The sequence below is a fragment of the Variovorax sp. CF079 genome (genome assembly GCF_900101545.1).
In the GTDB taxonomy this organism is placed as follows: domain Bacteria; phylum Pseudomonadota; class Gammaproteobacteria; order Burkholderiales; family Burkholderiaceae_C; genus Variovorax.
Window position 1 is genome coordinate 1 of record NZ_FMZU01000001.1, and the last position, 25294, is coordinate 25294.

General features: G+C 68.5%; 26 protein-coding genes and 1 pseudogene. 11 read left to right on the forward strand and 16 right to left on the reverse strand.

Annotated elements, in window-relative coordinates:
* Positions 1-106: 106 nt before the first annotated feature.
* Positions 107-1054, forward strand: a pseudogene (locus BLS74_RS00005) (serine hydrolase domain-containing protein); the annotation flags it as partial.
* A gap of 25 nt (positions 1055-1079) precedes the next feature.
* Here the strand turns inward: BLS74_RS00005 and BLS74_RS00010 are convergent.
* The 3 genes from BLS74_RS00010 to BLS74_RS33595 form a co-directional block, all read right to left on the reverse strand.
* Positions 1080-1436: a DUF1161 domain-containing protein gene (locus tag BLS74_RS00010; RefSeq protein WP_093101957.1), complete on the reverse strand. Its 357-nt coding sequence runs from the start codon at positions 1434-1436 to the stop codon at positions 1080-1082.
* 48 nt (positions 1437-1484) lie between these two features.
* A complete protein-coding gene (locus tag BLS74_RS00015) occupies positions 1485-1871 on the reverse strand; it encodes a hypothetical protein (RefSeq protein WP_093101959.1) in 387 nt (128 codons plus the stop codon).
* A gap of 249 nt (positions 1872-2120) precedes the next feature.
* Entirely contained in the window at positions 2121-2483 is a 363-nt protein-coding gene (locus tag BLS74_RS33595) for an MJ0042-type zinc finger domain-containing protein (RefSeq protein ID WP_139191602.1), read from the reverse strand.
* Between the two features lie 54 nt (positions 2484-2537).
* Between BLS74_RS33595 and BLS74_RS00025 the strand changes: the two genes are divergently transcribed.
* The 8 genes from BLS74_RS00025 (at position 2538) to BLS74_RS00060 (ending at position 9198) form a co-directional block, all read left to right on the forward strand.
* Positions 2538-3332: an alpha/beta hydrolase gene (locus tag BLS74_RS00025; RefSeq protein WP_093102648.1), complete on the forward strand. Its 795-nt coding sequence runs from the start codon at positions 2538-2540 to the stop codon at positions 3330-3332.
* Between the two features lie 140 nt (positions 3333-3472).
* Positions 3473-3835: a Zn-ribbon domain-containing OB-fold protein gene (locus tag BLS74_RS00030; protein WP_093101962.1), complete on the forward strand. Its 363-nt coding sequence runs from the start codon at positions 3473-3475 to the stop codon at positions 3833-3835.
* Positions 3832-4977 (forward strand): thiolase family protein, encoded by a 1146-nt coding sequence (locus BLS74_RS00035; RefSeq protein WP_093101963.1) that lies wholly within the window; start codon positions 3832-3834, stop codon positions 4975-4977. Before BLS74_RS00030 ends, BLS74_RS00035 begins: the two co-directional genes overlap by 4 nt.
* Before the next feature lies 1 nt (position 4978).
* Positions 4979-5743, forward strand: coding sequence for an SDR family NAD(P)-dependent oxidoreductase (locus tag BLS74_RS00040; RefSeq protein ID WP_093101964.1), 765 nt, complete (start codon positions 4979-4981; stop codon positions 5741-5743).
* A 9-nt stretch (positions 5744-5752) separates the two neighbouring features.
* Positions 5753-6559, forward strand: a complete 807-nt coding sequence (locus BLS74_RS00045) for an enoyl-CoA hydratase/isomerase family protein (RefSeq protein ID WP_093101965.1) — start codon at positions 5753-5755, stop codon at positions 6557-6559.
* Positions 6560-6581: 22 nt separating this feature from the next.
* Complete coding sequence (locus BLS74_RS00050) at positions 6582-7577, forward strand: tripartite tricarboxylate transporter substrate binding protein (RefSeq protein ID WP_093101967.1); 996 nt, start codon at positions 6582-6584, stop codon at positions 7575-7577.
* Positions 7574-7975 carry a PaaI family thioesterase gene (locus tag BLS74_RS00055; RefSeq protein ID WP_093101968.1) on the forward strand — a complete coding sequence of 134 codons (402 nt, stop codon included), beginning with the start codon at positions 7574-7576 and terminating at the stop codon, positions 7973-7975. The genes BLS74_RS00050 and BLS74_RS00055 overlap by 4 nt, the downstream gene beginning before the upstream one ends.
* Before the next feature lie 20 nt (positions 7976-7995).
* Complete coding sequence (locus BLS74_RS00060) at positions 7996-9198, forward strand: CaiB/BaiF CoA transferase family protein (RefSeq protein ID WP_093101970.1); 1203 nt, start codon at positions 7996-7998, stop codon at positions 9196-9198.
* On the opposite strand, the gene gcvA is transcribed toward BLS74_RS00060, so the two are convergent.
* On the reverse strand, positions 9195-10094 hold the full coding sequence (gcvA, locus tag BLS74_RS00065; RefSeq protein ID WP_093101971.1) for a transcriptional regulator GcvA: 900 nt from the start codon (positions 10092-10094) through the stop codon (positions 9195-9197). The genes BLS74_RS00060 and gcvA overlap by 4 nt on opposite strands.
* 231 nt (positions 10095-10325) lie before the next feature.
* Here gcvA and BLS74_RS00070 point away from each other — a divergent pair, with 231 nt between their 5' ends.
* Positions 10326-11111 carry a DUF899 domain-containing protein gene (locus tag BLS74_RS00070; protein WP_093101973.1) on the forward strand — a complete coding sequence of 262 codons (786 nt, stop codon included), beginning with the start codon at positions 10326-10328 and terminating at the stop codon, positions 11109-11111.
* Between the two features lie 23 nt (positions 11112-11134).
* Here BLS74_RS00070 and BLS74_RS00075 read toward each other — a convergent pair whose 3' ends face one another.
* The 7 genes from BLS74_RS00075 to BLS74_RS00100 form a co-directional block, all read right to left on the reverse strand.
* Entirely contained in the window at positions 11135-11617 is a 483-nt protein-coding gene (locus BLS74_RS00075) for an adenosine-specific kinase (RefSeq protein WP_093101974.1), read from the reverse strand.
* A 51-nt stretch (positions 11618-11668) separates the two neighbouring features.
* Positions 11669-11878 carry a hypothetical protein gene (locus BLS74_RS33600; protein WP_139191603.1) on the reverse strand — a complete coding sequence of 70 codons (210 nt, stop codon included), beginning with the start codon at positions 11876-11878 and terminating at the stop codon, positions 11669-11671.
* Between the two features lie 377 nt (positions 11879-12255).
* The gene (locus tag BLS74_RS00080) at positions 12256-13170 is read right to left on the reverse strand and encodes a protein NO VEIN domain-containing protein (protein ID WP_093101975.1); all 915 of its coding nucleotides are present in this window, start codon (positions 13168-13170) and stop codon (positions 12256-12258) included.
* Between the two features lie 30 nt (positions 13171-13200).
* On the reverse strand, positions 13201-13848 hold the full coding sequence (locus BLS74_RS00085; protein ID WP_093101977.1) for a DUF6064 family protein: 648 nt from the start codon (positions 13846-13848) through the stop codon (positions 13201-13203).
* Positions 13848-14789: an aldo/keto reductase gene (locus tag BLS74_RS00090; protein WP_244503691.1), complete on the reverse strand. Its 942-nt coding sequence runs from the start codon at positions 14787-14789 to the stop codon at positions 13848-13850. The genes BLS74_RS00085 and BLS74_RS00090 overlap by 1 nt, the downstream gene beginning before the upstream one ends.
* A gap of 12 nt (positions 14790-14801) precedes the next feature.
* Positions 14802-17201 (reverse strand): spermine/spermidine synthase domain-containing protein, encoded by a 2400-nt coding sequence (locus tag BLS74_RS00095; protein ID WP_093101980.1) that lies wholly within the window; start codon positions 17199-17201, stop codon positions 14802-14804.
* A 7-nt stretch (positions 17202-17208) separates the two neighbouring features.
* Positions 17209-17952 carry a protein-L-isoaspartate(D-aspartate) O-methyltransferase gene (locus tag BLS74_RS00100; protein ID WP_170855455.1) on the reverse strand — a complete coding sequence of 248 codons (744 nt, stop codon included), beginning with the start codon at positions 17950-17952 and terminating at the stop codon, positions 17209-17211.
* A gap of 204 nt (positions 17953-18156) precedes the next feature.
* Here BLS74_RS00100 and BLS74_RS35485 point away from each other — a divergent pair, with 204 nt between their 5' ends.
* Positions 18157-21375 (forward strand): galactose oxidase early set domain-containing protein, encoded by a 3219-nt coding sequence (locus tag BLS74_RS35485; protein ID WP_093101981.1) that lies wholly within the window; start codon positions 18157-18159, stop codon positions 21373-21375.
* 92 nt (positions 21376-21467) lie between these two features.
* Here BLS74_RS35485 and BLS74_RS00110 read toward each other — a convergent pair whose 3' ends face one another.
* The 5 genes from BLS74_RS00110 to BLS74_RS00130 all read right to left on the reverse strand — a co-directional run bounded on the left by BLS74_RS00110 (position 21468) and on the right by BLS74_RS00130 (position 25269).
* Positions 21468-22583: a cupin-like domain-containing protein gene (locus BLS74_RS00110; protein WP_093101983.1), complete on the reverse strand. Its 1116-nt coding sequence runs from the start codon at positions 22581-22583 to the stop codon at positions 21468-21470.
* Positions 22584-22805: 222 nt separating this feature from the next.
* Positions 22806-23006 (reverse strand): hypothetical protein, encoded by a 201-nt coding sequence (locus tag BLS74_RS00115; protein ID WP_093101984.1) that lies wholly within the window; start codon positions 23004-23006, stop codon positions 22806-22808.
* A 37-nt stretch (positions 23007-23043) separates the two neighbouring features.
* Positions 23044-23508 carry an EVE domain-containing protein gene (locus BLS74_RS00120; RefSeq protein WP_093101986.1) on the reverse strand — a complete coding sequence of 155 codons (465 nt, stop codon included), beginning with the start codon at positions 23506-23508 and terminating at the stop codon, positions 23044-23046.
* Positions 23509-23515: 7 nt separating this feature from the next.
* Entirely contained in the window at positions 23516-24154 is a 639-nt protein-coding gene (locus BLS74_RS00125) for a LysE family translocator (protein WP_093101987.1), read from the reverse strand.
* A gap of 56 nt (positions 24155-24210) precedes the next feature.
* Positions 24211-25269, reverse strand: coding sequence for an adenosine deaminase family protein (locus BLS74_RS00130; RefSeq protein ID WP_093101989.1), 1059 nt, complete (start codon positions 25267-25269; stop codon positions 24211-24213).
* Positions 25270-25294: the final 25 nt, after the last annotated feature.

Sequence of the window (25294 nt, forward strand, 5' to 3'; positions counted from 1 at the left end):
CGCTCAGCAACACCCGGGGGCCGCCATGAAATACCACCCATCGATACGTTGACCGGAACGCTTGACAAACAAGTCCTCATAGAAGCAGCCGCTCGCACCCGGCGTTCAGCTCAAGTATTCCAACCATGGCTATGGCCTGTTGGGGCTGATGATCGAGGAAGTCAGCGGCAGCGAATATCCGGCCTGGATCACCCGCCACGTGATCGACGCGGCGGGATTGCACGAGACCGTCCCCGACATGCCGCAGCTGCGCAAGAAAGCACCCATGGCCAATGGGCACAGTGCCGAGTTCCCCTTCGGGCAGCGCCTGATCGTACCGGGCGACAACGTCTGCCATGCGATCGCGCCGGCAGGCGGATTCGTCTCGACGGCCTCGGATGTGGCTCGGTTCTTTGCGCAACTCGCGCCGGAAAGCAAAGGGAGCATCCTGTCGGCAGCGAGTCGCCGCCACATGATGCAGCGCCGCTGGCGCGACAACTGCAGCACCCAGGAGTCGTACTACGGCTACGGCACCATGATGAGCGGGCCCGGGCCCAAGGAGTGGTATGGCCACACCGGCAGTCTGCAAGGCTTCGTTTCGAGAACGGCGCGTTTTACCGCCTCGGGTTTCACGGTCACCGTTCTTTGCAACGCACAGGATGGCCCGTCCTACCAGTGGGTCGATGGGATTGCGAGCATCCTTTCGGCGTTTCAACACCATGGTGCGCCAGCCAAACGGGAGGCGGCCTGGAAGGGACGCTGGTGGAGCATGTGGGGTGCCAGTGATCTTGTCCCCATGGGCAAGGTGGTGTGCCAAGTCGCGCCGGCGATGAATCCACCTTTCGATGGCACGAACACCGAGTTCGCGATCGCTGGCAAGGATCATGGGGTGATCCGCAAAGCTTCTTCCTACAACAGTCCCGGAGAGACGATTCGCCGGGTGCGCGATCCCAATGGCGCGCCGACCGAGCTTTGGGTTGGAGGCTCAAGACTGCTGTCCAAGGAGGCGATGCTGGCCGAAGTCACTCCGCGCTACCGCAAGAGTCGGCGCACCGGCGATGCCGCGGCTGCATAGCGTCGGGCGTTGATCCGGGTCCCGCTTACTTCTTGCAGTCCCCGCCGACCGATACGGAGCCGTCCTTGCATTCGGTCAGGATGGGCTCGCTGCGAGGCTGCGGCGGCGAGGGACGCGCGCCGGAGGCCGATCCGTCACTATTCGGCGGCGAAGCCGGCAAATCGCCCTGCGCATACACGATCTTCTTCGTTCCAAGATCGCAGGTGCCCACGACCTTGTCGGTAACGATTGCGTCGGCGTCTACCGTGGTGAGCGTGAAGCGAGAGACGCCGGAGGCTCTGATCTTCGTATCGATCTGGGACAGGATGGCATCGCAGTTGCTGGCGCCGCTCGCAGAACCGGCGAAGACCAGTGCGATGAAAGCCAGAGATGGTCTTGGCATCGGTGCTTGCCTCCAACGAGAGTCTTCCCGGGCGGACCCGTCCAGCGATCAGCGCGAAGGCGCCGGCACCGGAGTCACCGTCTCGCGAATCACGCCGCCGCCCATGACGCTGCCCCCGGAAGAACTGCCCGCGCCGCCTCGCACGCGCGCCTCGCAGTCCGCCTGGTCGGCAGCGGGCTGCAGCTTGCATCGGGCCATCGCATTGGCGTCGTAGCCGGTGGCGCTCGAGCCGGTGAGGCCGTTGCGCCGGGCCTCCTGTCGCGCGGCACCGGCTTCGCGAAGGCACGCCGCCTTGTCCTGCTGCACGCCATCGCAGGCCGCGCGTTCGCTCGCCGTGCGGGCATCGGAGCCGGGCGGCGCCGACTGGGCGAGCGCGGCGCCGGCGCCGAGCAGTGCGATCAGCCAAAGGCTGGCCAGAGCGGGTCTCTTGTTCATAGGGCTCCTTTTTTGAAGGGAGCCTGCAATGTGACCGCAGGATGGCGGCTGGGCTGTGGGACGGATGCCCGATGCCTGTCGGACGCAGTCCGCAAAAGAAGGCCCGCACGAGGCGGGCCTGAAGGGGTTGGTCCTTGATGCCCACCCGGGAGAAACCATGGCCGAAGATTAGTAGGTGTAGTCCTACACGGCAAGTCGAGCAAAAGTTCACGTTCCGCGATGCTTGGGCCGCGCAGGTCGAAGAGGCGTTCAAAGCTCGATGAACCACACGTGGCCGCAGCGCTTGCAGCGAACGCGCAGGCGATCCTGCGCAGGCTGTCCCGCGTCGTTCGGATTCAGGATCTCCCAGGTATCGCAAGCGCGGCACACCGCCAGATCGGCGACGAACTCGGCATGGTTGAGCAGGTAGAGGTAGCGTCGCAGCGCCCAGAAACCGATGAGCGCGCTGGCAATCAAGGACGAGGCTGAAGCCAGGAAGGCGTGGACGGCCGCGAAGACCGCAGCCGATTTTTGGCGTTGTCGGGGATCGGGTTCGCAAGCGGCGCGGCCAAGACTAGGCAGCGGCCGTGTCATCGCCATGAACCGGCCATGACGCTTGTGCGACGTGCGCATGACGCCCTGGTACCCTGTGCCATTCGCGCGCGGCGCGGAGTGAACGCGATGCCGATGAAACTGCTCTTGAAGCTCGCCATCGCCTGCCTGATCGGGCTGGCAGGAGTCGCCATGTTCCAGGACCGCCTGCTCTACTTCCCGGCCAAGGCCACGGTCGCGGACATGGTGTCCGGCGGACTGAAGGCCTGGCCTTCGGCAGAGGACTTCCGCGGCCTGGTCGCGGAGCCGGCGGGCGTGGCGCGCGGCACCGCCATCGTCTTTCACGGCAACGCGGGGCATGCCGGGCATCGCGCGTACTACGCCCGTGCGCTCACGGGCCTGGGGCTGCGCGTGATCCTGGCCGAGTACCCTGGCTACGGCCCGCGCGGCGGAGAGATGGGCGAACGCCATCTGGTCGACGATGCCGAACAAAGCATCGTGCAGGCGCATCGAGCGCATGGCGCGCCGCTGCTCGTGGTCGGCGAATCGCTGGGCGCCGGCGTCGCGGCCGCGGCGGCCGCACGGCAGCGGGACAAGGTGGTGGGCCTGCTGCTGATCACGCCGTGGGACCGGCTCGAGAACGTCGCGGGCCATCACTACCCATGGCTGCCGGTGAGCTGGCTGCTGCGCGATCGCTACGACAGCGCCGCGCATCTCGCCTCCTTCGGCCGCCCGGTTCTGGTCGCCATCGCCGAGCGCGACAACATCGTGCCGGCGCGCTTCGGCCGCGCGCTTTACGACGCGCTTCCCGAGCCCAGGCGGCTGGTGGTGATCGAGGCGGCCGGCCACAACGACTGGCCGGGGCGCGTCGACGATGCATGGTGGCGCAAGGCCACGTCCTTCGTGCTCGACGCCGCCACTGCGCGCTGAGCGCGCAGCGGTGTTTGCGCTTGCTCAGTTGAGATTTCCTCAAGCGACAGAGCCACAGAAGTCGTTTGTCGGCGAGCGCCGGAAGGACAACCATAGCTCCATCCGATGCCATCTTCGCGGTGTCGGCCACAAGGAGACCTATGTACGTCGCACCCTACCCGCTGTGGAGCCCTGAGCCCGACGCCGGCCTGCTCGCCTCGCGCGCCGCCGATACCGGCGAGCTGATTTTTCCCGCCTTTCCCGATGCTTCGCCGCTGGCCGCGCGGCACGCGCCGGTCGCACTGCCCTCGATCGGCGAGGTCTACAGCTTCACGGTCATCCATCCGACGGCCAAGAGCGGGCTGGCGCCTTACGCGCTCGGCTATGTGGACCTGCCCGGCCCGGTGCGCATCTTCGGCCGGCTGCAAGGCAAGGCGCGCCCGGCCATCGGCGAGCGCTATCGCGCAGTGCCAGACGAGCAGTTCGGCTACGTGTTCGAGGCGGTCGAAGGAGCATCGGCATGAAAGACATCTTCATCACCGGCGGCGCCATGACGCCCTTCGGCCGCCACAGCGGCGTGCTCGCTCCCGAGCTCGCGCAGCGCGCCATCCTGAAGGCAATGGACGACGCGGGCGTCGAGGCGCGCGACATCCAGGCCATCTACTGCGCCAACGTGCTCGGCGGCATGATCCTGGGCCAGCTCATCGTCCGCGATCTCGGCTTCGGCGGAATTCCGGTCTACAACGTCGAGAACGCCTGCGCCAGCGGCGCCACGGCGGTCCACTTGGCACGGCACGCGATGCTGGCCGAGCAGTACGATACGGTGCTGGTGTTCGGCATCGAGCAGCTCACCGCGCTCGGCGGCGGCACCATCCCGCTGCAGCGCAACGACCACAAGACCGAGCTCTATGCAAAGGCGGGCATGGTGCTGCCGGCCGTGTACGCGATGCGCGGCACGCGCTTCCTGCACGAGCGATCTGCCACGCCGGCCGACCTGGCGGCCGTCGCGGTGAAGAACCGTCACCACGGTTCTCTGAACGAATACGCCCAGCAGCGCACCGAGACCACGGTCGAGGAGGTGCTGGCCTCGCGCATGATCGCCGATCCGCTGACGCTGCTGCAGTGCTGCCCTTCGCAGGTCGATGGCGCGGCCGCCGTGGTGCTGCGCACGCGCCGCCCGGCAGGGCGCACGCCTGTGAAGCTGCTGTCTTCCGTGGTGGTGTCGGGCATTCGCGAACGGGCCGACGACGACATCCTCGACGCCGAAATCACGGCCCGTGCGGCACGCCAGGCCTACGAACAAGCCGGCCTCGGCCCGCAGGACCTCGACGTGGTGGAGCTGCACGACGCCTTCACCATCGCCGAACTGCTGTACTACGAGGCCTTGGGTCTCGCGCCGCGCGGAGAGGCTGTTGCCTTGCTGCAATCCGGCGCCACGCGATTGGGCGGTCGCGTGCCGGTGAACCCCAGCGGCGGGCTGCTCGCCAAGGGCCACCCGCTCGGCGCCACCGGCGTCGCGCAGATGGTCGAGCTGATGTGGCAGCTGCAAGGCCGGGCCGGCGCACGCCAGGTCGAGGGCGCGAAGGTCGGCCTGACCCAATGCACCGGCGGCGGCATTGCCGGCGTCGACCATGCCGCGTCATCCGTTCACCTGCTGGGAGTGTGAGATGGGCGAAAGAAGATTCAACCCCGAACACGTGGCGGTGGTCACCGGCGCTGCCCGAGGCATTGGCCTCGGCATCGCGAGCCGGCTCGCTGCGCAGGACCTTACCGTCGCCTTGCTCGACCGCGATGGCGCGGCGCTCGACGCTGCTGTGGCCGCCTTGCAACAAGACGGGCACAAGGCCATGGGCGTTGCCGTGGACCTGACCGACTCCAAGGCCGTCGATGCGGCCTTCGCCAGCGTTCTTGCAAGCGCAGGCCGCGTCGACTTTCTCGTCAACAACGCGGGTGCGGTGCGCGATACGCGCTTCCTGAAGATGACCGACGAGGACTGGGACATCGTCATCGACTCCAACCTGCGGTCGCAGTTCGTCTGCTGCCGCGAGGCGCTGCCGGGCATGGTGGAGCGCGGCTTCGGCCGCATCGTCAACCTCTCCTCGCGCGCCTGGCTCGGCGGCTTCGGCCAGGCCAACTATTCGGCGGCCAAGGGCGGCGTGGTGAGCCTGACGCGGAGCCTGGCCATCGAGTTCGCCGCCAAGGGCGTGACCGTCAACGCGGTGGCGCCCGGCATCGTCGACACCCCGCTGTTTCGCAACTTCGCGCCGGATGTGCAGGCGCGGCTCAAGGACTCGGTGCCGGTGCGCCGCATCGGCACGGCGGACGACATCGCGCTGGCGGTCGAGTTCTTCCTCGATCCGGCGGCGTCCTACGTGACCGGGCAGACCCTCTATGTCTGCGGCGGCCGCAGCCTGTCATCGCCCAGCGTCTAGGAGCTCCTCATGACCGTTCGTCTGGATGTCAAAGACCAGGTCGCGCTGATCACGCTGGACCGGCCCGAAGCATTGAATGCGCTGGACCTGGCTGCGTTGAGAGACCTGCGCCGGTGCCTGGTCGAGGTCCGCGATCGCGACGACCTGCGCGTCGCGATCCTCACCGGCGCAGGGAGCAAGGCCTTCTGCGCCGGCGCCGATCTCAAGGGCACGCAGACATCGCCTGCACCGTATGCCGAAGCATTGTTCCGCGCGTCCGCGCCGGCAGCCGACATGGGCCTGTACATCCGGCTCATGGACCTGAGCGACCTCTGCGTGTTCAAGCCGCTCATCGCGGCCGTCAACGGCCATTGCCTCGGCGCCGGGCTGGAGCTGGCGCTCCAGTGCGACCTGCGCATTGCCTCGGCCGGCGCGAGCTTCGGCTTGCCGGAGACGGCCGTCGGCTCGATTCCGGCAGTGTCCGGCCTGCACCGCCTGCTCAAGGCCGTGCCGTCGGCGCATGCGATGCAGATGGTGCTGACGGCGGAGCGCATCGATGCGAGCACCGCGCAGCGCATCGGGCTGGTGTCGGAGCTGGTGGAAGAGCCCGTCGCGCTGCTCGACCGCGCCTTCGCGCTGGCGCGGCGCATCGCCGGCAACGCGCCGCTGGCGGTGCAGGCCGTGAAGAAGCTGTCGCGCCAGACGGCACACCTCGGCGAAGCCGACGCGCAGCAGCTCACCGAGCTGTACTGGGGCGTGCTGCGAGATACGCAAGACCGCATCGAGGGCCGCAGGGCCTTCACCGAGAAACGCACGCCCCGCTATGTGGGCCGCTGAACATCGATCCAAGGAGACACGCATGAACACCCATCCCACACACCGCCGTTCGTTGCTGGCGCTCGCGGCCGCGGCCGCGGCGCTCTGCACCTGGCCGCTCGGCCATGCGCAGCAGCCACCGTATCCGGCGAAGGCGATCACGCTCGTGGTGCCGTTCGCGCCCGGCGGCGGCAACGACATCCTGGCGCGCGCCATCGCCCCGCGCCTCACGGAAATCCTCGGTCAGGCCGTGGTGGTCGACAACCGGCCGGGGGCGGGCGGCAACCTCGGCACCGACATCGTGGCGCGTGCGCCGGCCGATGGGTATACCTTGCTGCTGGCTTCCAACCAGGTGACCATCAACCCCGCCATCGGTGTCAAGACGCCGTTCAAGCTGGAGAAAGACTTCGCGCCGGTCAGCCTGCTGGCCTCGGTGCCGATCGTGCTGGTGGCCAACCCGGCCGAGCCCTACCGGACGCTTGCCGAATTCGTGCAGTACGCCAAGGCCCACAGCGGCAAGCTGGCGTACAGCAGCCCCGGCAACGGCACGCCGCAGCACCTGGCGGGCGAGGTATTCGCCAACATGGCGAAGACGCAACTGGTTCACGTGCCTTACCGCGGCACCGCGCCTGCCATCGCCGACGTGATCGGTGGGCAGGTGCAGCTGGCTTTCGGCACCATGGCCTCGGTGCTCCCCTTCATCGAGAGCGGCAAGCTGCGCGCGCTCGGCATCGCGGGACAGGCCAAATCGGCCGCGTTGCCGCAGCTTCCGACCTTCGGCGAGGTCGGTTTCAAGAACTACGAGGCCTCGCTCTGGTACAGCCTGCTCGCTCCGGCGCAGACCCCGAAGCCGGTCATCGACAAGCTCAATGCCGCGGTGGTGGAAGCGCTCAAGACCCCCGAGGTCCAGGCGCGCCTGGCCAAGCAGGGTTTCGAGACCCGCTCTTCCAGTCCCGCAGAGGCCAGGCAGCTGCTCGACAAGGACCTGCTTCGCTGGGCACGCCTGGTCAGCGAACTCAAGCTGAAGATCGAGCAATGAGAGCCGGTCCTGCGTTGCAGCTCGACAACCCGCTGCTCGAGCACCTGGGCATCCGGCTCGTCGAATGGAGTTCCGGCCGATGCAGCCTGGCGCTCGCGCTCGAGGGCCGGCATCTCAACCGCCAGGCCAGTCTTCAGGGCGGCGTGACCGCCACGCTGCTCGATGCGGCCTGCGGCTACGCCGGACTCATGGCGCACGGCGAAGCGGCGCCGGTCAATGCGCTGACCTTGACGCTGTCGATCAGCTATCTCGCCCGTGCGAACCGGGGCGAAGTCCAGGCGCGCGGGCGCGTGACAGGCGGCGGCAGACGCGTCTACTTCGCGAGTGCCGAGCTGGTCGCCGACGACGGCACCGTCATCGCCACGGCCCAAGGGGCTTTCAGGCGCCAGCCGAACTGAACCATGAAGGAGACATCGCCATGCTGCGCACTGCACTCGAGAGCCTGAAGGTCATCGACTTCACGCAGATCGGCGCCGGGCCCACCTGCTCGATGCTGCTGGCCGACATGGGCGCCCGCGTGATCAAGGTCGAGGCGCCCGAGGGCGAACTCGGTCGCACGCTCGGCCCGCCGTGGATCGGCGACGACAGCGCGCTGTTCCACGCCTTCAACCGCAACAAGCTCGGGCTGTGCCTGGACCTCAAGGCCCCCGAAGGCATGGCCGTCGCTCGCACGCTGATCGCGCAAGCCGACGTCGTGATCGAAAGCATGCGGCCCGGCGTCATGGAGCGGCTCGGCCTCGGCTACACGCAGCTCGCGGCCGACCATCCGCGCCTGGTGTACTGCTCCATCTCCGCCTACGGACAGAGCGGCCCGTATGCCGACCGCGCCGGCGTCGACGGCATCCTGCAGGCCGACAGCGGCCTGATGAGCCTGATCGGATCGCCGGGCGCCGAGCCGGGCAAGGTGCAGGCGCCGGTGGTCGACGTCGTCACGGGCTATGTGGCCTGCGTGGGCGTGCTGGCCCAGCTGCAGCAGCGCACGGAAAGCGGGCAGGGCGGCTATCTCGACGTGAACCTGATGAACGCGGCCCTTGCATTGCAGCAGTCTTCGTTCACCAGCTATCTCTCGGATGGCGAGCTCCCGCAGCGCATGGGCAGCGCGGCGCCGTACTCGGCTCCCAACGAGGCTTTCGAAACCGCCGACGGCTGGATCATGGTGGCCGCGTACAACGGCGGGCGCTGGGACCGGCTGTGCGAAGCGCTGGCACTTCCGCAACTGATCGGCGACGAACGCTTCGCCAGCTCGCCCCTGCGCGTGGCCCACCGCGGCGCGATGCGTGCCGCCTTGGCCGAGGCATTCCGCGCCCGCTCGACCGACCATTGGTTGGCCGAACTCAACGCCGCCGACATCCTGTGTGCGCGCGTCGCGAACTACGGCGATGTCGAGCAGCATCCGCAGGTGGCCGCCAACCAGATGATCGCCACGCTCGACGATCCGGCCGCAGGCGCGGTCCGGACGCCGGGTTTCCCGATCAACAGCGCCGAGACCAACCGCCTGCCGCACGCGCCGGCGCCGCGCCGAGGGCAGCACACGCGCGAGATCCTGGCGGCTGCGGGTTACGACGCGATGCACATCGAGCGACTGCTCGCGCATCGCGTCGTGTCCTGCCCGGCGTCCTAGGCCTCTGGCAGCGCGAACTGCGCGAGCATCCAGGTCCGGAACTGCTTCATTGATGCGCTCTCCGGCCGCCCGGCCGGCGTCAGCAGATAGTAGGTATAGCTGCCCATGTCGAGCGTCTTCTTGAGGGGCATGACCAGCTTGCCCTCGCGCAGGTCGTCCTCGACCAGGAAAAGCTGTGCCATGGCCAGTCCTTGTCCTTCGATGGCGGCAGCATAGGCCATCGCGGAGCTTTGGTAGGTCATGCCCGCAGCGCTGTCGACCTGCGGCGCCACGCCGTTGGCGTCCAGCCAGTAGCCCCAGTCATCGGGCCGGGCGATCGAGTGCAGCAAGGTGAAGTGGCGCAAATCCACTGGCTTGCGCAGCTTGGTGCGGCCTTTGAGGAGTTCGGGGCTGCACACCGGCGCGAGGATGTTGGTAACCAGCATGTGGCTGTTCGCGCCGGGCCACTTGCCGTCGCCCAGGCGGATCGCCGCGTCGAGATCCTCCTTGCGGAAGTCGACTTCGTCCAGCGAGGCGGTCAGGAGCACCTCGATGTCCGGATGGGCCTGGTGGAATCCGGAAAGCCGCGGAATGAGCCAGCGCATCGCGAAGGTCGTGTACGAGCGCACCTTGAGCTGCTTGCGCTGCGTGCGTCGCGTGAGCCGCCGGGTGGCCTCGCGCAACGCATCGACGGCCTTGGTCACGGCACGGAAGTAGTCCGCGCCGGCCCGCGTCAGCGAGATCTGCCGGTGCCCGCGGTGCAACAGCTGCAGGCCCAGCGTGTCCTCCAGCAGCTTGATCTGGCGGCTCACCGCGCCGGGCGTGACGTGCAGTTCGCCCGCAGCGACGGTGATGCTCAGGTGCCGCGCCGCGGCCTCGAAGGCGCGCAAGGCATTCAGCGGGGGCAGGCGGTCCATGCCGCCAGCCTAGCCTCGATTGCGAAATTCTCAAATACGAAGCAGGCTGTCGAAGACCGGAGTGGGTCGCCGAGCCATCCAACTACTCCATCGGAATCCCGCCACACTTGTTACTCCCAGCGTTCGATTTCCGGTGCCAAACTGTCTCACGACCAACGAGCGATGAGCAGCGAATGGAATCGCGCTTCAGCCACGAGGCGCGGGAATTCGCCCAATCAGGAGATTTCTGCCATGACTACGCCAACCGAGAACGGACGGAAAGGCGGCCAGCCCGCCATGCACACACCACCGGTCGTGTCATCGCAGGCGTGGGAGGCGGCCCGCGAGCAGCTGCTCTTGAAGGAAAAGGCCCAGACCCGCGCGCGTGACGCCCTGGCCGCCGAGCGCCGGCGAATGCCGTGGATGGCCGTGGAGACGGCGTATGCATTCGAGGGGCCTGCGGGCAAGGCCAGCCTGCTCGACCTGTTCGAGGGTCGGCGCCAGTTGATCGTCTACCGCGCCTTCTTCGAGCCGGGAGTGTTCGGCTGGCCCGACCATGCGTGCCGGGGCTGCTCCATGGTGGCCGACCAGGTCGCCCACGTCACCCACCTGAACGCCCGTGACACCACCCTCGTCTTCGTCTCGCGTGCGCCTCAGCCGGACATTGCGCGGCTGAAGGCGCGGATGGGCTGGGAGATGCCGTGGTTCACCCTCACCGACAGCTTCGACGCCGACTTCGGCGTGGACGAGTGGCACGGCACGAACGTGTTCTACCGCGACGGCGACCGCGTGTTTCGCACCTACTTCATCAACAACCGCGGCGACGAGCAGATGGGGAGCACCTGGAACTACCTCGACATCACGCCGCTGGGCCGGCAGGAGGTCTGGGAAGACTCGCCCGAGGGCTATCCTCAGACTCCGACCTACAAGTGGTGGAACTGGCACGACAACTACGTCGCAGACGCAGCGCCCGACAAGAAGTGGGTCGAGGTGTCGGACGCCGGAGAGGCGGCGTTCCGGAACCAACACCCGAGCTGAGCTGGACCGCGCCTGCTCGCCGCTCAGAGCTTGTAGCCGAACTGGCGCAGCATCTTCTTGCGCGCTTCGACGTCGGCCTCGGTTTCGATTCCCTTGCTCGTGGCGCCATCGACAACACCGAGAATTCCTCGCCCGTTCCCGGTGTCGGCCACGATGACCTCCACCGGATTGGCCGTCGCGCAGTAGATGGCGCAAACCTCCGGTACCGCTTTGATCGTGTTGAGGATATTGATCGGAAATCCGCCGGTCATGAAGACGATGAAGCAATGTCCGCAACTCAGCGCCAGGGCATTTTTTTGCGCCAACTCGATGAGTTCCGCGTCATTCCCGCTCCGACGCACCAGGGCGGGCCCGCTTGACTCGCAAAACGCGATGCCGAACTTCATCTGGGGCGCTGTCTGCACGATCGCCTCATGCAGGTCCTCGATCGTCTTGATGAAGTGCGACTGGCCGAGGATGAAGTTGAGGTCCGTCGGCTTGTCGATCGGGACGGTTGTCAGTTCCATGGCAGTCTCCTTTGCATTGCGACTCCTGTCGGGAGGGTCTGGTCCACCAGGTCAATCCGGACCTCGCAAATGACCCTCAATCTCGTCACGCGCATCCCCAAGCGTCTGGTACGCGCGAATCAGCGCCACTCGAAGGACGTCTTGGTGAGTTTGCGCATCAAAGCTCCGATCGCTGCTCAGCGAACTGGCGGACACGGCTGCGGCAACGAGATGCACGGCTTGCGCAAAGCGTGCTTCGTCGATTTGGGATCTTTCGCTCATGGGCACCCTCCGATGAAAGGGTTGGTGACATACCCGACGGGCGGGTAAGGTCTCCATCAGTAGCCGAGACGCGCACAGAAACGACATGCCGACATGCGACTGTACGCCTGCGCAGCGCGTTTCCCCGCGACGCCGCTCCGACGGCGAAATGGCGCGGAACTTCCTGTGCAGGGGCCGATCAGACCTTGGTGATGCAACGGTGGACTCAGTGGCTCATCCCGCCACGGGAGCTTTGCTCCAAGGGGTTCGCCCCTTCCTCCCGCATCGCCCTGAAACCCGCCCCGATGGCGGGTTTCTTCGTAAGTCGCCAACATGCGGTTGAAGTCCGGAGCGATTCCACTCACGTCGACGCCTTCCGTGGGCGACGTCAACGCTTGCTATTCAAGCAGCGGTTCGAGGCCGGGTGCTTTGTCAACCTCGGAGGGCTTGTAGAGTTTGTGCTGCGCCGTGGGGCCGAGCGCGTCCGTGACCACCGCAAGCCGCCAGGGATCCCCCCGCTTTGCGCACGCGCGCTCCTCACCCGTGAGCTGGAAGCCGGCCATCCCAGCCGAGGTGCCCTTCACCGCGAGCTTGAGCAAAGTGACGCCCTTCTTGTCCGACACCTCGATGTCGTAGCCAAGGTTCTGGCCTGCCACGTTCTCGGCCTTGTACCCGTAGCCCGCGAAGTGACGCGTCAGGTAGGCAATCGCGGCTGCCTGGACCTCTTCTCGAGATGCCTGGCCCGATGGGCCCTCCGGCGCCACAGCCGGCACGCCACCCCGCGCCCGGGCAGCTTGCAAGTCTTCCTCGGTCGGTAGCCACCCACGTCGGCCGCGAACCAGTAGTGCAACTTTTTGATCGGCATCCCACGCGGCGACGTGCCATTCTTCGTCATCCGCCACCCGCATCGAAACCTTGGCGGCTTTGTCGTTTTCCAGATCGAGGATGGGTACCCGGTTCGTCTGCAGTACGGCCCGGAACCCCTGAGCTGCGTCCAGCGAGCGCTTGAGCAATTTGAGTCTGTCTTCGGCGCGCTGAATTTGCAGAGCGGTGCGCTCTCCGCCGCCAATCCGATGCTGCGTATCCAGAGACTCGAGATAGAACCACCGCCCGCCGGCTCCGATGCTCACGAACTCGGCCCAAATGGTTGCGATGACGTTGTCGCCCGTCGCCAGCCAGGCGTAGTCGGACGCTTTCTGCCTCGCATCGAACACACCCATCTTGGCGATGATGTCGACGGGGGTGCGCTTCTCGCCTAACAGGCGCTTTTCATTGATGACCGCAAGTACCGCGGGGTCGACTTCTTTGTCCATTCGGTAGGATTCAGGCGAGTTGTGACCGGTTCAAGTATGCCGCGGACCGTGTTCGATGCTGGAAATAGCCATGACTTCCGCAAGCGTGCACTGGGTCGTCGCGCCGATCAGGCACCACAGCAGCGGGATCGGCCACAGCATCCATGCCAACGGTGCGAGCGGCCGCAAGAGGAGCAGCAGGCCCAGTGTCGCGAGCGCGGTCGGGTCCGGCGCCATGCCGAACAGCTCGGCCTCGCGCCACGGCCTGCCGAAGAGCAGCATGCCGAGCCAGGGCTGGATGACGAGCGCAAAGACGAGCAGGCCAAGGCCAAGATTGCCGCTCCAGCCGCGCTGCGTCCGGATGTGAATGCGTGCGCCGAACACGCCGAACAGGAGCAGCAGCAGGCCCTCGATCGCGAAGGCCGCGGCGAACCCCGTCGCCGCCCAGTTGATGGCGGCGTAGCGCTGCAGATGGAAGGCCCAGGCCACCCACAGCCAGCAGGCCGCGAGCAGCAGGCAGGCCACCCGCGCCGCCTGCACCCCGCCTTGCAGCGCTGTGTACAGCACCGCCAACCCGATCACCAGGGCGAGGAGGTGCGCCGGCCAGAGCTCGGCGTTGTAGAGCTCGAAGAGCCGATGGTAGGTGCGCGCCGAGAACAGCAGGAAATCCGACGGCCGGTAGCTCCACCACTCGGACACTACAGCGCCTCGACATAGGCCGCCATGCGCCGGCGCATCGCGGCATCGGGCATGCGGCCGAGGGCGGTGCCCATGTTCTGCCGCACGTGCGCCACGCTGCTGGTGGCGGGAATGGCGCAGGTCACGGCCGGATGCGAGACGATGAACTTGAGCGCGAACTGCGCCCAGCCGTCGCAGCCGATCTCGGCCGCCCAGGGCGGCAGCGGATGGCGCTGCAACCCGCGCAGCAGCGCACCTTCGCGGAAAGGCCGGTTGGCGATCACCGCGATGCCGCGCTCGCGCGCCAGCGGCAGGATGCGCTCCTCGACCTCGCGGTCGAGCAGGTTGTAGCTGATCTGCACGAAGTCGATAGCCTGGCTGCGCATGATCGATTCGATCTCGCGATGGCGCCGGCCTTCCGAGGTGGTGATGCCGACGTAGCGCAGCCGGCCGGCCGCCTTCATCGCGAACAGCGTAGTCAGGTGCTCTTCCCAGGCGAGCAGGTTGTGCACCTGCAGCAGGTCGAAGCGCGAAAGCCTCCACAGGCGGCGCGATTCCTCCATCTGGCCCGGCCCGCGCGCGCGCGAGCCGGTCCAGACCTTGTCGGCCGCGAACACGCGCGCCGCGCTGCCGATGCGGCCCAGGCCTTCGCCGATGACGGCCTGCGAGGAGCCGTACATCGGCGATGAATCGATCATGCGTCCGCCGGCTTCGAAGAAGGCGCGCATGACCTCGGTGCAGGCATCGCGCGCGACGCGGTCGTTGCCGACGTTGAAGGTGATCCAACTGCCCAGGCCCACCACGGGCAACTGCTCGCCGGTCGAAGGGATCGGCCGGGTCGTGGGGGCGGCCGTCGGCTGGGCGCGGCCGCGCGCCGGCCACAGCAGGGCCGGCGCCAGTACCGCGAGCCCCTTCTTCAGGAACTCGCGGCGCATCGAAGCGTGGCAATGACCGGTGGGCATGCGTGCATGGTGTCAAGGACGCGCCGCAGCCGCAAGCCCGTAGAGCAGCAGCGCGGCCAGCACCACGGCCGTGAACCCGAGATGGATCGCGAGCAGCGTGGCCAGCACCGCGCCGGTGACCGACGCGCAGCCGTTGATGCCCCAGGCCCAGGGAACGAGCCGGACATCCGCGGCCTCCACGCGCGCCAGGCCGAGCGGGAAGGGCATGCCCATGAAGAAAGCCAGCGGCGCGATGAGCGCGACAGAGAGCAGGATGCGCGCCGCCTCCGGCCACCCCATCGCGTGGCGGAAGAGCAAGGGAAGCAGCAGCAGGCACAGCACTGCCGCGAGCGCGATGGCGCCGGCCACCGCCGCCACCGGCACGGCACGCGCGGCGACGCGGCTGCCGATGCCCGCGAACAACAAGAAGGCGAACAGCACCACCGCCACCGCATAGAGCGGATGGCCGAGGAACAGAACGAACTTCTGGATGAACGCGATCTCGATGAACATGAAGCCGAAGCCGATCGCCATGAAGTAGACCAACACGCGGCCGCGCGATCCGGCGAGCGGTGGCATGCGCCTGGCGCTCTGCCGGATGCCGACCCAGGCCAGCGGCAGGCCGATGAGAAGCAGGCTCGCGATCGCCGCTTGAGCGAGCGTCGCCACGAGCACCGGGTAGCCCCATTCCAGAAGTGGCAGGCCGCCTTGCTCCTTGAGCGACAGCAGTTCGGGCAGCGAGCGCCACTTGAAGAAGTGGAAGAAGTGCGGGCTGTCGTCGGTTGCCGGCGCGATGTGGAACTTGTAGTCCTCGAGAAACGCGTCCCGGCCCGGACCGAGCAGCGCCGTCGCGCCATCGAACAGGTCGGGACCTTCGACCACGTTGTAGCGATTCGCCTCCTCCGGGCGCATGCCGGGATAGAAGCCGAGGTCGAAGGAGCGGGCGGCGCAGAAGGCCTTGATCGCCGCGATGTCCTCGCTGCCGAACACGCCGTTCTTCACCAGCAGCGTGCTGGTCTTCCAGCTGCGCACCAGCGCGAGTTGCGATCCGGGATCGGTGGCGCCCGAGCGCTCCAGCGCCGCTACGGCGGCGGCGAAGAGCTTCAACGCATCGCGCGGCGGCAGCGTGACCCAGCGCGTGATCGCGAGCAGGCCGCCGGGCTGCAGGTGCCGCAACTGGTCCTGCAGCGCTTCGACCGTGTAGAGATGGTTCTCGGCCAGCGCGTAGAGGCCGGCCGACGAAGCGCTGAAGGAATCGAGCAGCGCCACCTGGATCAGGTCGTAGCGTTCGTCGCTGGCCGCGACGAAGGCACGCGCTTCGGCCACATGCACGCGCGCGATGTGCCCGTAGAGGCCGCCAGCATGCTCCGCGAAGCGGTCCCGCACCAGCTCGACCACTTGCGGATTGAGCTCCACCGCGTCGATCCGGCTCGCGCCGTGGTAGTGGGCCTGCAGCACGTCGGCCCCGGCGCCGGCCCCCAGCACCAGCACGTGCGGACGGCGCAGCAGGTGGTAGGGCAGTGCCGAGCTGATCTGGTCCAGATGGGCCAGGCTCTCGCGCCGCCCGTCGAAGCGGGTCAGCGCGTTGAGTCCCTCGCCGTCGACGAAGACCGCGAGCTGCGGCGGCGGTTCCGCCGTCGCGTTGAGGCTCAAGCCCGGCGCGTGCCGCAGCGGAATGCGCGGGCTCTCGAGCACGCTGACCAGCCCGAGAGGGCTCGATCGCTCCTCGATCACGCGGGCTTCGGGAATGCGCAAGGTCTGCGACAGTTCCTTGTACGGCGACATGGCGGGCGCGATCCAGACTGCGGGCAGCAGCAGGAGCAAGGCAGCCGGCAGCATCGGCAGCAGCGCCGGCCAACGCCTGGGACGGCCGCATTCGAGCCATGCCACCGCCGCGGCAGCGAATCCCAGCGCGCTGATCAGCTTCAAGGCCTCGGCCGGCGAGAGCACGAACAGCAAGGCCACGATGCCCAGGCTGCCCGCCCCCGCACCCAGGATGTCGAAACTGTAGATGCGCGCCAGCTTGCCGCGAAAGCGCGACAGGGCCATGCACACGCAGGCGCCGGCGCACAGGAAGGGCAGCAGGAGCAGCAGGTAGATCGCCAGCAGGTTCGCGGGCTGGCGCGGATCCCAGAGCAGTTCCAGCGGATTGAAGGGCACGCGCTGCGCGAGCAGGAAGCAGCCGACGGCGCCGGCCCCGAAAGCCGCGGCGGATGCGCAGAACAGCGGCGCGAAGTGCCGCTGCACCGCATGCTGCGCCAGCGTCAGCACGGCGCCGCTGGCGCCCCAGCCCAGCAGCGCGAGGCTGATGATCATGTAGGCGAAGTGATGCCACAGCATGATCGAGAACAGCCGCATCAGCACGATCTCGTAGGCCAGCGCGGCGGCCGAGATCAGCGCCACGGCGATCAGCGGCGCGCGTGTCGCGGCCATCGCCGGCTCAACGCTTGCCGGTCAGCGGCACGAAGGCCACCGGCAGGATCTGCCGCGTCGAGACCGTCCCGTCCGCGTTCTTCTCGACCAGCATCAGTTGCTGGACCATGAAGGCCGCGCCCACCGGAATCACCATCCGGCCGCCGGCCCTGAGCTGGCGGATGAGCGGCGGCGGGATGTGGCTGGCCGCGGCGGTGACGAGGATGGCGTCGTAGGGCGCATGCTCTTCCCACCCGTGGTAGCCGTCGCCCAGGCGCACCTCGACATTGCGATAGCCCAGCGCCTGCAGCCGCTCCCTGGCCGCCAGACCGAGCGGCTCGACGATCTCGATGCTGTAGACCGCGCCGGCCAGCTGCGCCATCACCGCGGCCTGGTAGCCGGAGCCGGTGCCGACCTCGAGCACCTTGTGGCCGGGCTCCGCGCGGGCCAGGTCGGTCATCAAGGCGACGATGTAGGGCTGCGAGATGGTCTGTCCGTGGCCGATCGGCAGCGGCCGGTTCAGGTAGGCGTAGGGAAGCTGGTCGGCGGGAACGAAGGCATGCCGCGGCACCTTCGCCATGACCTCCATCACGCGCGCGTCGAAGGCGCGCTTGCCGGTGTCGGCGTGGGTCTCGCGCGCGTGTGCCGCGATCTGTTGCGCCATGCGCTGGCGCTCGGCCGCGAACGCGTCGGCCGCGGCGGACCGGCCCCCTGTCACGGCCAACAGGAGCGCGGCGGCAACGACAACGAGGCGGACGGTGAGTGCGGCCATCGTTTGCCGATCATGGCCCTGCGCGGGAGTGAGGTCCACCCCTCCAGGCCGTGCTGCCCCGTGCCCTGCCGCTGGGCTTGCATGGCGCCTCTTCGGTGCCGGCCTAGGGCTTTGCCTTAGGTCTTTGGCTCTACCCAGATTGGAGGACGCGGTCCGAGCACGGCCGATGTATAACCGCAAAGTTCTCACTTCTGGGGAGGAGATATGGCAACTGCCTCGCCGGATCCGCGTGCTTCGGGCTTCGCATGGATCGCCTTGTGCGCCCCGTTCGTGATCACCGCTTGCGGTGGCGGCGGGGACAGTGCAGGCACCGGCATCGCCGGCATGCCCACCGGTGCCGGCGATGCACCGGCACCAGCGCCAGCGCCGGCCGCTGGAGCGATGCCCAAGCCGCCGTCTCCACCCTCGCCCATCAGCAAGGCCGTCAGATCGCTGGACGACATCGCCCGGCTGCGGCAGCTGGAGCGGGATCGCACCGCGCCCATCGACCGTGGCCCGGGCGCGCCCGACCAGACCATCGCCGCCGCCGCCGCTGCGGCACCGGCAGCAGCCCCGGTGGCGCCCAGCACGGGCGGTCAATGGGCCGCCCCGATCACCTGGCCGATCAATGCCATCCACGCCGTGCTGACGCCCGACGGCAAGGTCATGAGCTACGGCACCGACCCGAGCGGCGCCCAGGGCGCCCAGCTCTACTACGACGTGTGGACGCCCGCCACCAACGCCCACAGCCTGCTGCAGCACACCACGCGCACCGATCTCTTCTGCACCGCCCAGTCGACGCTGCCCTCCGGGCTCGTGCTGCTGGCCGGCGGCGACACGCGCGGGGTGACGCCGAATCAGGTCAACGGGGGCGTGCGCGACGTCAACCTGTACGACCCGGCCGCGGCCACCATCTCGCCGGGGCCGCCGATGGCCTATGCGCGCTGGTACGGCACGCTGGTGCCGCTGGCTGACGGACGCCAGCTCGTCCTGGCCGGCATCGACGGCGGGGGTGCGGGCTCCGGGGTGCCCGAGATCTACCGGCCCACGCTCGGCTGGCAGACCCTCAACATGCAGGACTGGCCGGCCGACTGGTTCTACCCACGCGCCGTGCTAGCGCCCAACGGGCGCGTGCTGGTGACCAGCGGCAACCGCCTGTTCAGCATGAACACCGAGGCCCCGTTCATCATGCAGATCGGGACGCTGCCCAAGACGGCGAATTGGGCCATGCCCTGGACCATGTTCGACCGCGGCAAGGTCCTGCTGATCGCCGAGGACGGCAGCGCGATGGTGGTGGATTTCAATGGCGCCACCCCCGTCGTGACCTCCATCCCGGGGCCCGGGGCCGACCGCATCTGGGCCACGGCGACCGTGATGGCGGACGGCAAGGTGCTGGTCACCGGCGGCTCGGCGAGCTACAACGAGCTGGTCGACACCGCCTTCACCGCGATGATCTGGAACCCGGCGAACGGGCAGTGGACCACCGGTGCGGCGGCGACGAAGGCACGCCTCTACCACTCGACGGCGATGCTGCTGCCGGACGGCACGGTGCTGTCGGCCGGCGGCGGCTCGCCCGGGCCGGTGGTGAACCTCAATGCCGAGATCTACTCGCCGCCCTACCTGTTCGACAGCAACGGCCAGCGTCGGCCGCGCCCCATCATCGACCAGACACCGGCCCAGCTGACGCTCGGCACCGACTTCCGCGTTACCGTCGCGTCCTCGCGGCCGATCGGGCGCGTCACGCTGATTCGCACCGGCGCGGTCACGCATTCCACCGATTTCGGGCAGCGCTTCCTCGAGCTGCCCTTCACCCAGGCCACGGGAAGCGCGAACGTCGATATCACCTTCAACGAGAGCCCGAACGTCGTGCCCATCGGGCACTACCTGCTGTACGTGATCGACGACGCGGGCGTGCCCTCGATCGGGAAGATCCTCAAGGTGGATGGCAGCGTGACGAAGGTCGCCGACCAGGGCCAGACCTTCACCCTGCCTGCGCCCACCGTCGTGCAGTTCGGCGTGGGCGGGAACTGGACCCCGAAGACCGTCACCGGCAACGTCAGCTGCAAGAGCGATTTCTTCGGCATCAATCCTTCCCCCACCGTCACGAAGAGCTGCCACGTGCTCACGACCAAGGCCTCCGGCGTGACCCTGGGCAGCACGCAGACGACCACCGACCGCACCGTCGCCGCGCAAGGCGGCAGCTTCAATATGTCGAGCGCGACGCTGGTGAGCTACGGCGCCGACAACCGCTGGGTGCACAAGGTCGTGACCGGCGCCGCCACCTGCACCGTCTCCTTCTTCGGCAGCGACCCGGCGCCGTCGGTGGCGAAGTCCTGCGTGGCGGATTCGGGCGTCACGGGATCGCCCCCGCCGCCACCCCCGCCACCGCCACCGCCGCCGCCAGCGCCAGCGCCAGCGCCGCCGCCATCGGGGACGACGCTGGCCACCGAAGGCGGCACCTTCACCGTGTCGAGCCCGACCCTGGTGCGCTATGGCGCCGACACGCGTTGGGTGGAGAAGACGGTCAACGGCACGGTGCCCTGCACCAACGAGTTCTTCGGCACTGACCCGGCGCCCTTCGTGGTGAAGTCCTGCGTGACGGCAACGGCCCCGCCGCCGCCTGCACCTGCACCTGCACCTGCACCTGCACCTGCGCCTGCGCCTGCGCCTGCGCCTGCACCCGCACCTGCACCCGCGCCTGCGCCCGCGCCTGCGCCTGCACCTGCACCTGCACCTGCACCTGCACCTGCACCTGCACCTGCACCTGCACCTGCACCTGCACCTGCACCTGCGCCTGCGCCTGCGCCTGCGCCTGCGCCTGCGCCCGCACCTGCACCTGCACCCGCACCCGCACCCGCGCCTGCGCCTGCACCGTCCGGGGCGACGCTGGCCATGGAGGGCGGCACCTTCACGGTGTCGAGCCCGACGCTGGTGGCCTATGGCGCCGACACGCGCTGGGTGCAGAAGACCGTCAGCGGCACGGTGCCTTGCACCAACCAGTTCTTCGGCACCGACCCGGCGCCCTTCGTGGTGAAGTCCTGCAGGCTGGTGACCGCGTCCCCGCCACCGCCACCGCCTGCGCCTGCACCTGCACCCGCACCCGCACCCGCACCCGCACCCGCACCCGCACCCGCACCCGCACCCGCACCCGCGCCTGCGCCTGCGCCTGCGCCTGCACCTGCACCTGCACCTGCACCTGCACCTGCACCGGCCCCAGCCCCAGCCCCAGCGCCAGCGCCAGCGCCAGCGCCAGCGCCGCCACCCTCGGGCGCATTCCTGGCCAACGAGGGACAAAGCTTCACCGTGTCGGCGCCGACCGTGGTGAGGTATGGCGCCGATACGCGCTGGGTGGAGAAGACGGTCAACGGCACGGTGCCCTGCACCAACGCGTTCTTCGGCACCGACCCGGCGCCCTTCGTCGTCAAGTCCTGCCGCGTCGCCTGAGCCGAGGCTTCAGACGTCGAAGCGCACGCCCTGCGCCAGCCGCAGGGCGTGCGGCGGAACAGCGCCGAGCACACGGCAGGGCGCGTGCTTCATCAAACATCCGTGGACGGGACGGCACGCGGCACCGGGTCGAAGTAGGTGAACTGGTTCGGGATCGGCAAGGCCAGATTCGAGTACGAGAAAGACACGCTGACGTCCAGCGCGCGCACCTGGTGCCACCAGCCCAGCGGCAGGAACATGGTCTCGCCCGGCCAGACCACGACTTCGAGCACGCGCACGCCCTCGAACAAGGGAAACTGTCTCAGGTCGACCGCATCCAGGTCGATGGGGCTGAAGACGCCGTTCGTGTTGTACAGGCGCTGCCCCTGCAGCGGCGAGACGAGGCGCCAGCGCTTGCGCCCGACGACCTGCGTGTGGAACAGCATGATCGTGTCGTGGTGCAAGGGGGTGACGGTGCCTCCCGGCCCGAACCAGAACGAGGAACGCCCGGCCAGTTCCGCGCGATCGCAGCACGGCGGCAGGCTGCCGATGTCATCCAGCAGCGGCGCGAAGTCGGGCCGCCGCAACGCTTCGTTGTTGGCGGTGAGGTAGTAGTCGTTGCTTTCGCCGCCGGCGAGCACCTGGTCGACGAAATCGCCCAGGCGGAGAGTCCGCCGATGCGAGGCCTTGTCTTCTTCGTAGCGTGGATTCGCCTGGCGTTCGGCCTGGACCTCGACATCGACATGGCCGAACCGCATCTTCAGGTCGGCCGGCGACCACCGCCGCATCGCCGGCCAGTCCCGCGTATGGCCCGTGAGCACCAGGGGCCGGCAGCCCCGCACGTAGCGATCGATGAATTCGTCCTCGCTGACCGACACGCGCTTGTCCACGATGCCGTACATCGGGTCGATCTCCCAGAGCAGCTGCAGGTTGGCCAGCGTCGACTCGAGCTTGCGAAGTTGCTGCGCCCGACCCTCGGCCGCGACGTAGACCGCGTTGGCGGGCACCAGCTCGATCAGCTCCGCGCTGGCTCGCGCGTCGACGCCGGCAGCGGTCATGACCGCCAGCATCGATTCCGGCGTGCAGCCGCGCAGCAACTGCTCGGTGACCCAGCGCACCCACTCGGGGGTCAGCGGTCCGCCCGCCGGAGCCGGGGATGCCTTCTCGGCCTGGCTCTCGGCCTGACTCTCAGGCGGCCGCGGCGGAGCAGGCGGCAGAGCTGGATTCATGCGGCGATCTCCTGCGTTCTCTACCTGTCCATTGTGTGCCGAACCCGGCCGAGATAGTGGCCGGACAGAGCTTCACCGCCTCGAGCCCGACCCTGGTGAGGGACGGTGCCGATACGCGCTGGGTGGAAAAGACCGTCACCGGCACGGCCCAATGCACCAACGCCTGCTTCGGCACCGACCCGGCGCCGTAGGTGGTGAAGTCGTGCAGGGTGGCCTGAGCCGTCACTCGCAACGAAACAGAATGCCGGCTTCGGCCTGGGCCTTGCCGAGCATCCGCGCGGTCGAGGCTTTTTCTCGGCAGTAGTTCGATGCGTCGGCGGATGTGGGGGCGCGTAGCACGCCTTCGCGAACGCGGACGACCTCGTTGGGCGTGGAGCAGCCGGCGATGGCCAGGACGAGCGGGAGCAGGGTGCGCAAGTTCATTCGATTCTTGTGTGAGGTCTGTAGGGACCGGTTTTTTTCAAGCCAGCATCTTGTCGACGATGAGGTGCCAGTGCGTGGCATCGACGGGTGTGATCGACAGGCGATTGCCCTTGCGCAGCACCACCATGTCGGCCAGCGCGGGCGTCGCACGCATCTCGGGCAGGCCCAGCAGCCGGGTCTTGCGCAGCGCCTGCACGTCCAGCAGCAGCCAGCGCGGGTGTTCCGGCTTGGAGGCCGGGTCGTAGTAGGGCGACTTCGCATCGAACTGCGTCGGATCGGGCCGTGTGCCGGAAGCCACGCGAGCGATGCCGACGATGCCCGGTTGGGGGCAGCTCGAGTGGTAGAACAGCACGCCGTCGCCGATCTGCATCTCGCTGCGCATGAGGTTGCGCGCCTGCCAACCGCGCACGCCGGTCCATGGCACGGTCGCATCGGGCGCGGCCAACGCGTCGTCGATCGAGCACTCGTCGGGCTCGGATTTCATCAGCCAGTGGCGAGACATCGCAGGCTCAGCGCGTGGGCCGCGTGCCCATGGCCGTGAGCACGCCCAGGCCGATGAAGGAGGTGCCTGCGAGCCGGTTGCCCCAGACCGCATGCCGCGCCGCGCGGCCGAGGCGCGGTGCGACGAGACTGGCCGTCAGCACATAGACCAGGTCGGTGCAGCCGGCGACGGATATGAAGACGCCGCCCAGCGCCAGGGTCTGCATCAGCGGGCTGGCGTGCGCGTCCATGAACTGCGGCAGGAAGGCGGCGAAGAACAGGGTGGTCTTCGGGTTCAGCAGCGCCACCACGAAGCCGTCGCGGAAGACGCGCCGCAAGGGCTTGCGCGGCGCCTGCGGCGTGGTGATTGCGATGGCCGGCGCCGTCCGCCACATCCGGATGCCGAGATACACGAGGTAGGCGGCGCCGGCCCACTTGACCACGGTGAAAGCGGTCGACGACACGGCGAACAAGGCGGCCAGGCCGAGCGCGGCGCCCACGGCGTTGGCGAGGTTGCCGAGTGCCACGCCCAGCACGGAAGCCAGGCCGCAGGCGCGGCCCTGCGCCAGAGTGCGGGCGACGATGTAGACGACGGCGGGGCCGGGCGTGAGGGCAAGCACCAGGCTTGCGGCCACGAAGGCCAGTAGGAGGGGCGTGTCGGGAAGCATGTGAACTCCAGAATTCTCAGACCGGCAAGTATCCCCGCACCATCGCTGATTGCAACTCACCCGGTGCGGTCCTGCCAGGCTTGCAGCGCAGCCTGCGCCTGCAGGCGCGCCGGCGCGGGAAGGAAGGAATGCTCGGCCGCTTGCAGGCCCATCGCCGCGAGATCGCGCAGGCCCAGGCCGTTGTCGCGCACCAGGCCCATCGCTTCTCCGCTCATGCTGACCATCGAGATCAGCCGGTTGTCGGTATGGAAGGACAGGCTCAGGCCGGCCTGCCAGAGTCGCCGGATCGGGTGGGCCGCCAGCGACGCGGCAGCGCCGGTGTGGACGTTGCTGGTGGGGCACAGCTCCAGGTGCACGCCGCTGGCGCGCACTTCGTCGAGCATCGCGCGGGCCGCGCTGCCGGCCTCCGCGTCCAGCGCATCGGCCAGCCGCACGCCGTGCCCGATGCGGCGCGCACCCAGGCGCGCCGCTTCCAGCACGCGCTCGGCCGCGTCGGCCTCGCCGGCATGGCAGGTGATCGGCAGGCCGGCCTCGCGCGCCATGGCGAAGGCGGCGGCATGGCGCGACGGCGGATGGCCCCGTTCGGCGCCCGCCAGGTCGAAGCCGATCACGCCCTCGGCGCGGTAGCGCAGCGCCAGGCGCATCACGCGCTCGCTGTGCGCGCTGGGCTGCTCGCGCATGGCGCACAGGATCAGCCCGCTCGGGAGCGGGCTCTGGCGCAAGCCGGCCAAGAGCGCCTCGACCGCGGCCTCGGGCGGCACGCCCATCGGCTCGAACAGCAGCGGCGCGATGCGGAACTCGGCCAGCACGCAGCCGTCGAGCCGCGCGTCCTCGGCCGCCTCGAAGGCCACGCGCGCGAGCGCGGCGGGGCTGGCCATGGCCGCGACCGTGAGGGCGAAGCCGCGCAGGTACTCGGCGAGGCTGCCGGCATGGGCGCGCGCGTCGAACCAGGCCGCCAGCGCTGCGGCGTCCGGCGCCGGCGCGGCCAGGCCGCGTGCGCGCAGCAGTTCGAGCAGGGTGGCCGGTCGCAGGCCGCCGTCGAGATGCTCGTGCAGCAGCACCTTCGGCAACGCCTGCAGGTGTTGCGCGAGCGCGGGAGAGAGCGAAGCGGCCATCGCGGCATGGTAGTGGAGCTAGTGG

Bases quoted from the DNA above. Each gene is read 5' to 3' on its own strand.
- BLS74_RS00010 (WP_093101957.1), bottom strand. From the start codon at position 1,436: ATGCCAAGACCATCTCTGGCTTTCATCGCACTGGTCTTCGCCGGTTCT.
- BLS74_RS00015 (WP_093101959.1), bottom strand. From the start codon at position 1,871: ATGAACAAGAGACCCGCTCTGGCCAGCCTTTGGCTGATCGCACTGCTC.
- BLS74_RS33595 (WP_139191602.1), bottom strand. From the start codon at position 2,483: ATGCGCACGTCGCACAAGCGTCATGGCCGGTTCATGGCGATGACACGG.
- BLS74_RS00025 (WP_093102648.1), top strand. From the start codon at position 2,538: ATGAAACTGCTCTTGAAGCTCGCCATCGCCTGCCTGATCGGGCTGGCA.
- BLS74_RS00030 (WP_093101962.1), top strand. From the start codon at position 3,473: ATGTACGTCGCACCCTACCCGCTGTGGAGCCCTGAGCCCGACGCCGGC.
- BLS74_RS00035 (WP_093101963.1), top strand. From the start codon at position 3,832: ATGAAAGACATCTTCATCACCGGCGGCGCCATGACGCCCTTCGGCCGC.
- BLS74_RS00040 (WP_093101964.1), top strand. From the start codon at position 4,979: ATGGGCGAAAGAAGATTCAACCCCGAACACGTGGCGGTGGTCACCGGC.
- BLS74_RS00045 (WP_093101965.1), top strand. From the start codon at position 5,753: ATGACCGTTCGTCTGGATGTCAAAGACCAGGTCGCGCTGATCACGCTG.
- BLS74_RS00050 (WP_093101967.1), top strand. From the start codon at position 6,582: ATGAACACCCATCCCACACACCGCCGTTCGTTGCTGGCGCTCGCGGCC.
- BLS74_RS00055 (WP_093101968.1), top strand. From the start codon at position 7,574: ATGAGAGCCGGTCCTGCGTTGCAGCTCGACAACCCGCTGCTCGAGCAC.
- BLS74_RS00060 (WP_093101970.1), top strand. From the start codon at position 7,996: ATGCTGCGCACTGCACTCGAGAGCCTGAAGGTCATCGACTTCACGCAG.
- gcvA (WP_093101971.1), bottom strand. From the start codon at position 10,094: ATGGACCGCCTGCCCCCGCTGAATGCCTTGCGCGCCTTCGAGGCCGCG.
- BLS74_RS00070 (WP_093101973.1), top strand. From the start codon at position 10,326: ATGACTACGCCAACCGAGAACGGACGGAAAGGCGGCCAGCCCGCCATG.
- BLS74_RS00075 (WP_093101974.1), bottom strand. From the start codon at position 11,617: ATGGAACTGACAACCGTCCCGATCGACAAGCCGACGGACCTCAACTTC.
- BLS74_RS33600 (WP_139191603.1), bottom strand. From the start codon at position 11,878: ATGAGCGAAAGATCCCAAATCGACGAAGCACGCTTTGCGCAAGCCGTG.
- BLS74_RS00080 (WP_093101975.1), bottom strand. From the start codon at position 13,170: ATGGACAAAGAAGTCGACCCCGCGGTACTTGCGGTCATCAATGAAAAG.
- BLS74_RS00090 (WP_244503691.1), bottom strand. From the start codon at position 14,789: ATGCCCACCGGTCATTGCCACGCTTCGATGCGCCGCGAGTTCCTGAAG.
- BLS74_RS00095 (WP_093101980.1), bottom strand. From the start codon at position 17,201: ATGGCCGCGACACGCGCGCCGCTGATCGCCGTGGCGCTGATCTCGGCC.
- BLS74_RS00100 (WP_170855455.1), bottom strand. From the start codon at position 17,952: ATGGCCGCACTCACCGTCCGCCTCGTTGTCGTTGCCGCCGCGCTCCTG.
- BLS74_RS35485 (WP_093101981.1), top strand. From the start codon at position 18,157: ATGGCAACTGCCTCGCCGGATCCGCGTGCTTCGGGCTTCGCATGGATC.
- BLS74_RS00110 (WP_093101983.1), bottom strand. From the start codon at position 22,583: ATGAATCCAGCTCTGCCGCCTGCTCCGCCGCGGCCGCCTGAGAGTCAG.
- BLS74_RS00115 (WP_093101984.1), bottom strand. From the start codon at position 23,006: ATGAACTTGCGCACCCTGCTCCCGCTCGTCCTGGCCATCGCCGGCTGC.
- BLS74_RS00120 (WP_093101986.1), bottom strand. From the start codon at position 23,508: ATGTCTCGCCACTGGCTGATGAAATCCGAGCCCGACGAGTGCTCGATC.
- BLS74_RS00125 (WP_093101987.1), bottom strand. From the start codon at position 24,154: ATGCTTCCCGACACGCCCCTCCTACTGGCCTTCGTGGCCGCAAGCCTG.
- BLS74_RS00130 (WP_093101989.1), bottom strand. From the start codon at position 25,269: ATGGCCGCTTCGCTCTCTCCCGCGCTCGCGCAACACCTGCAGGCGTTG.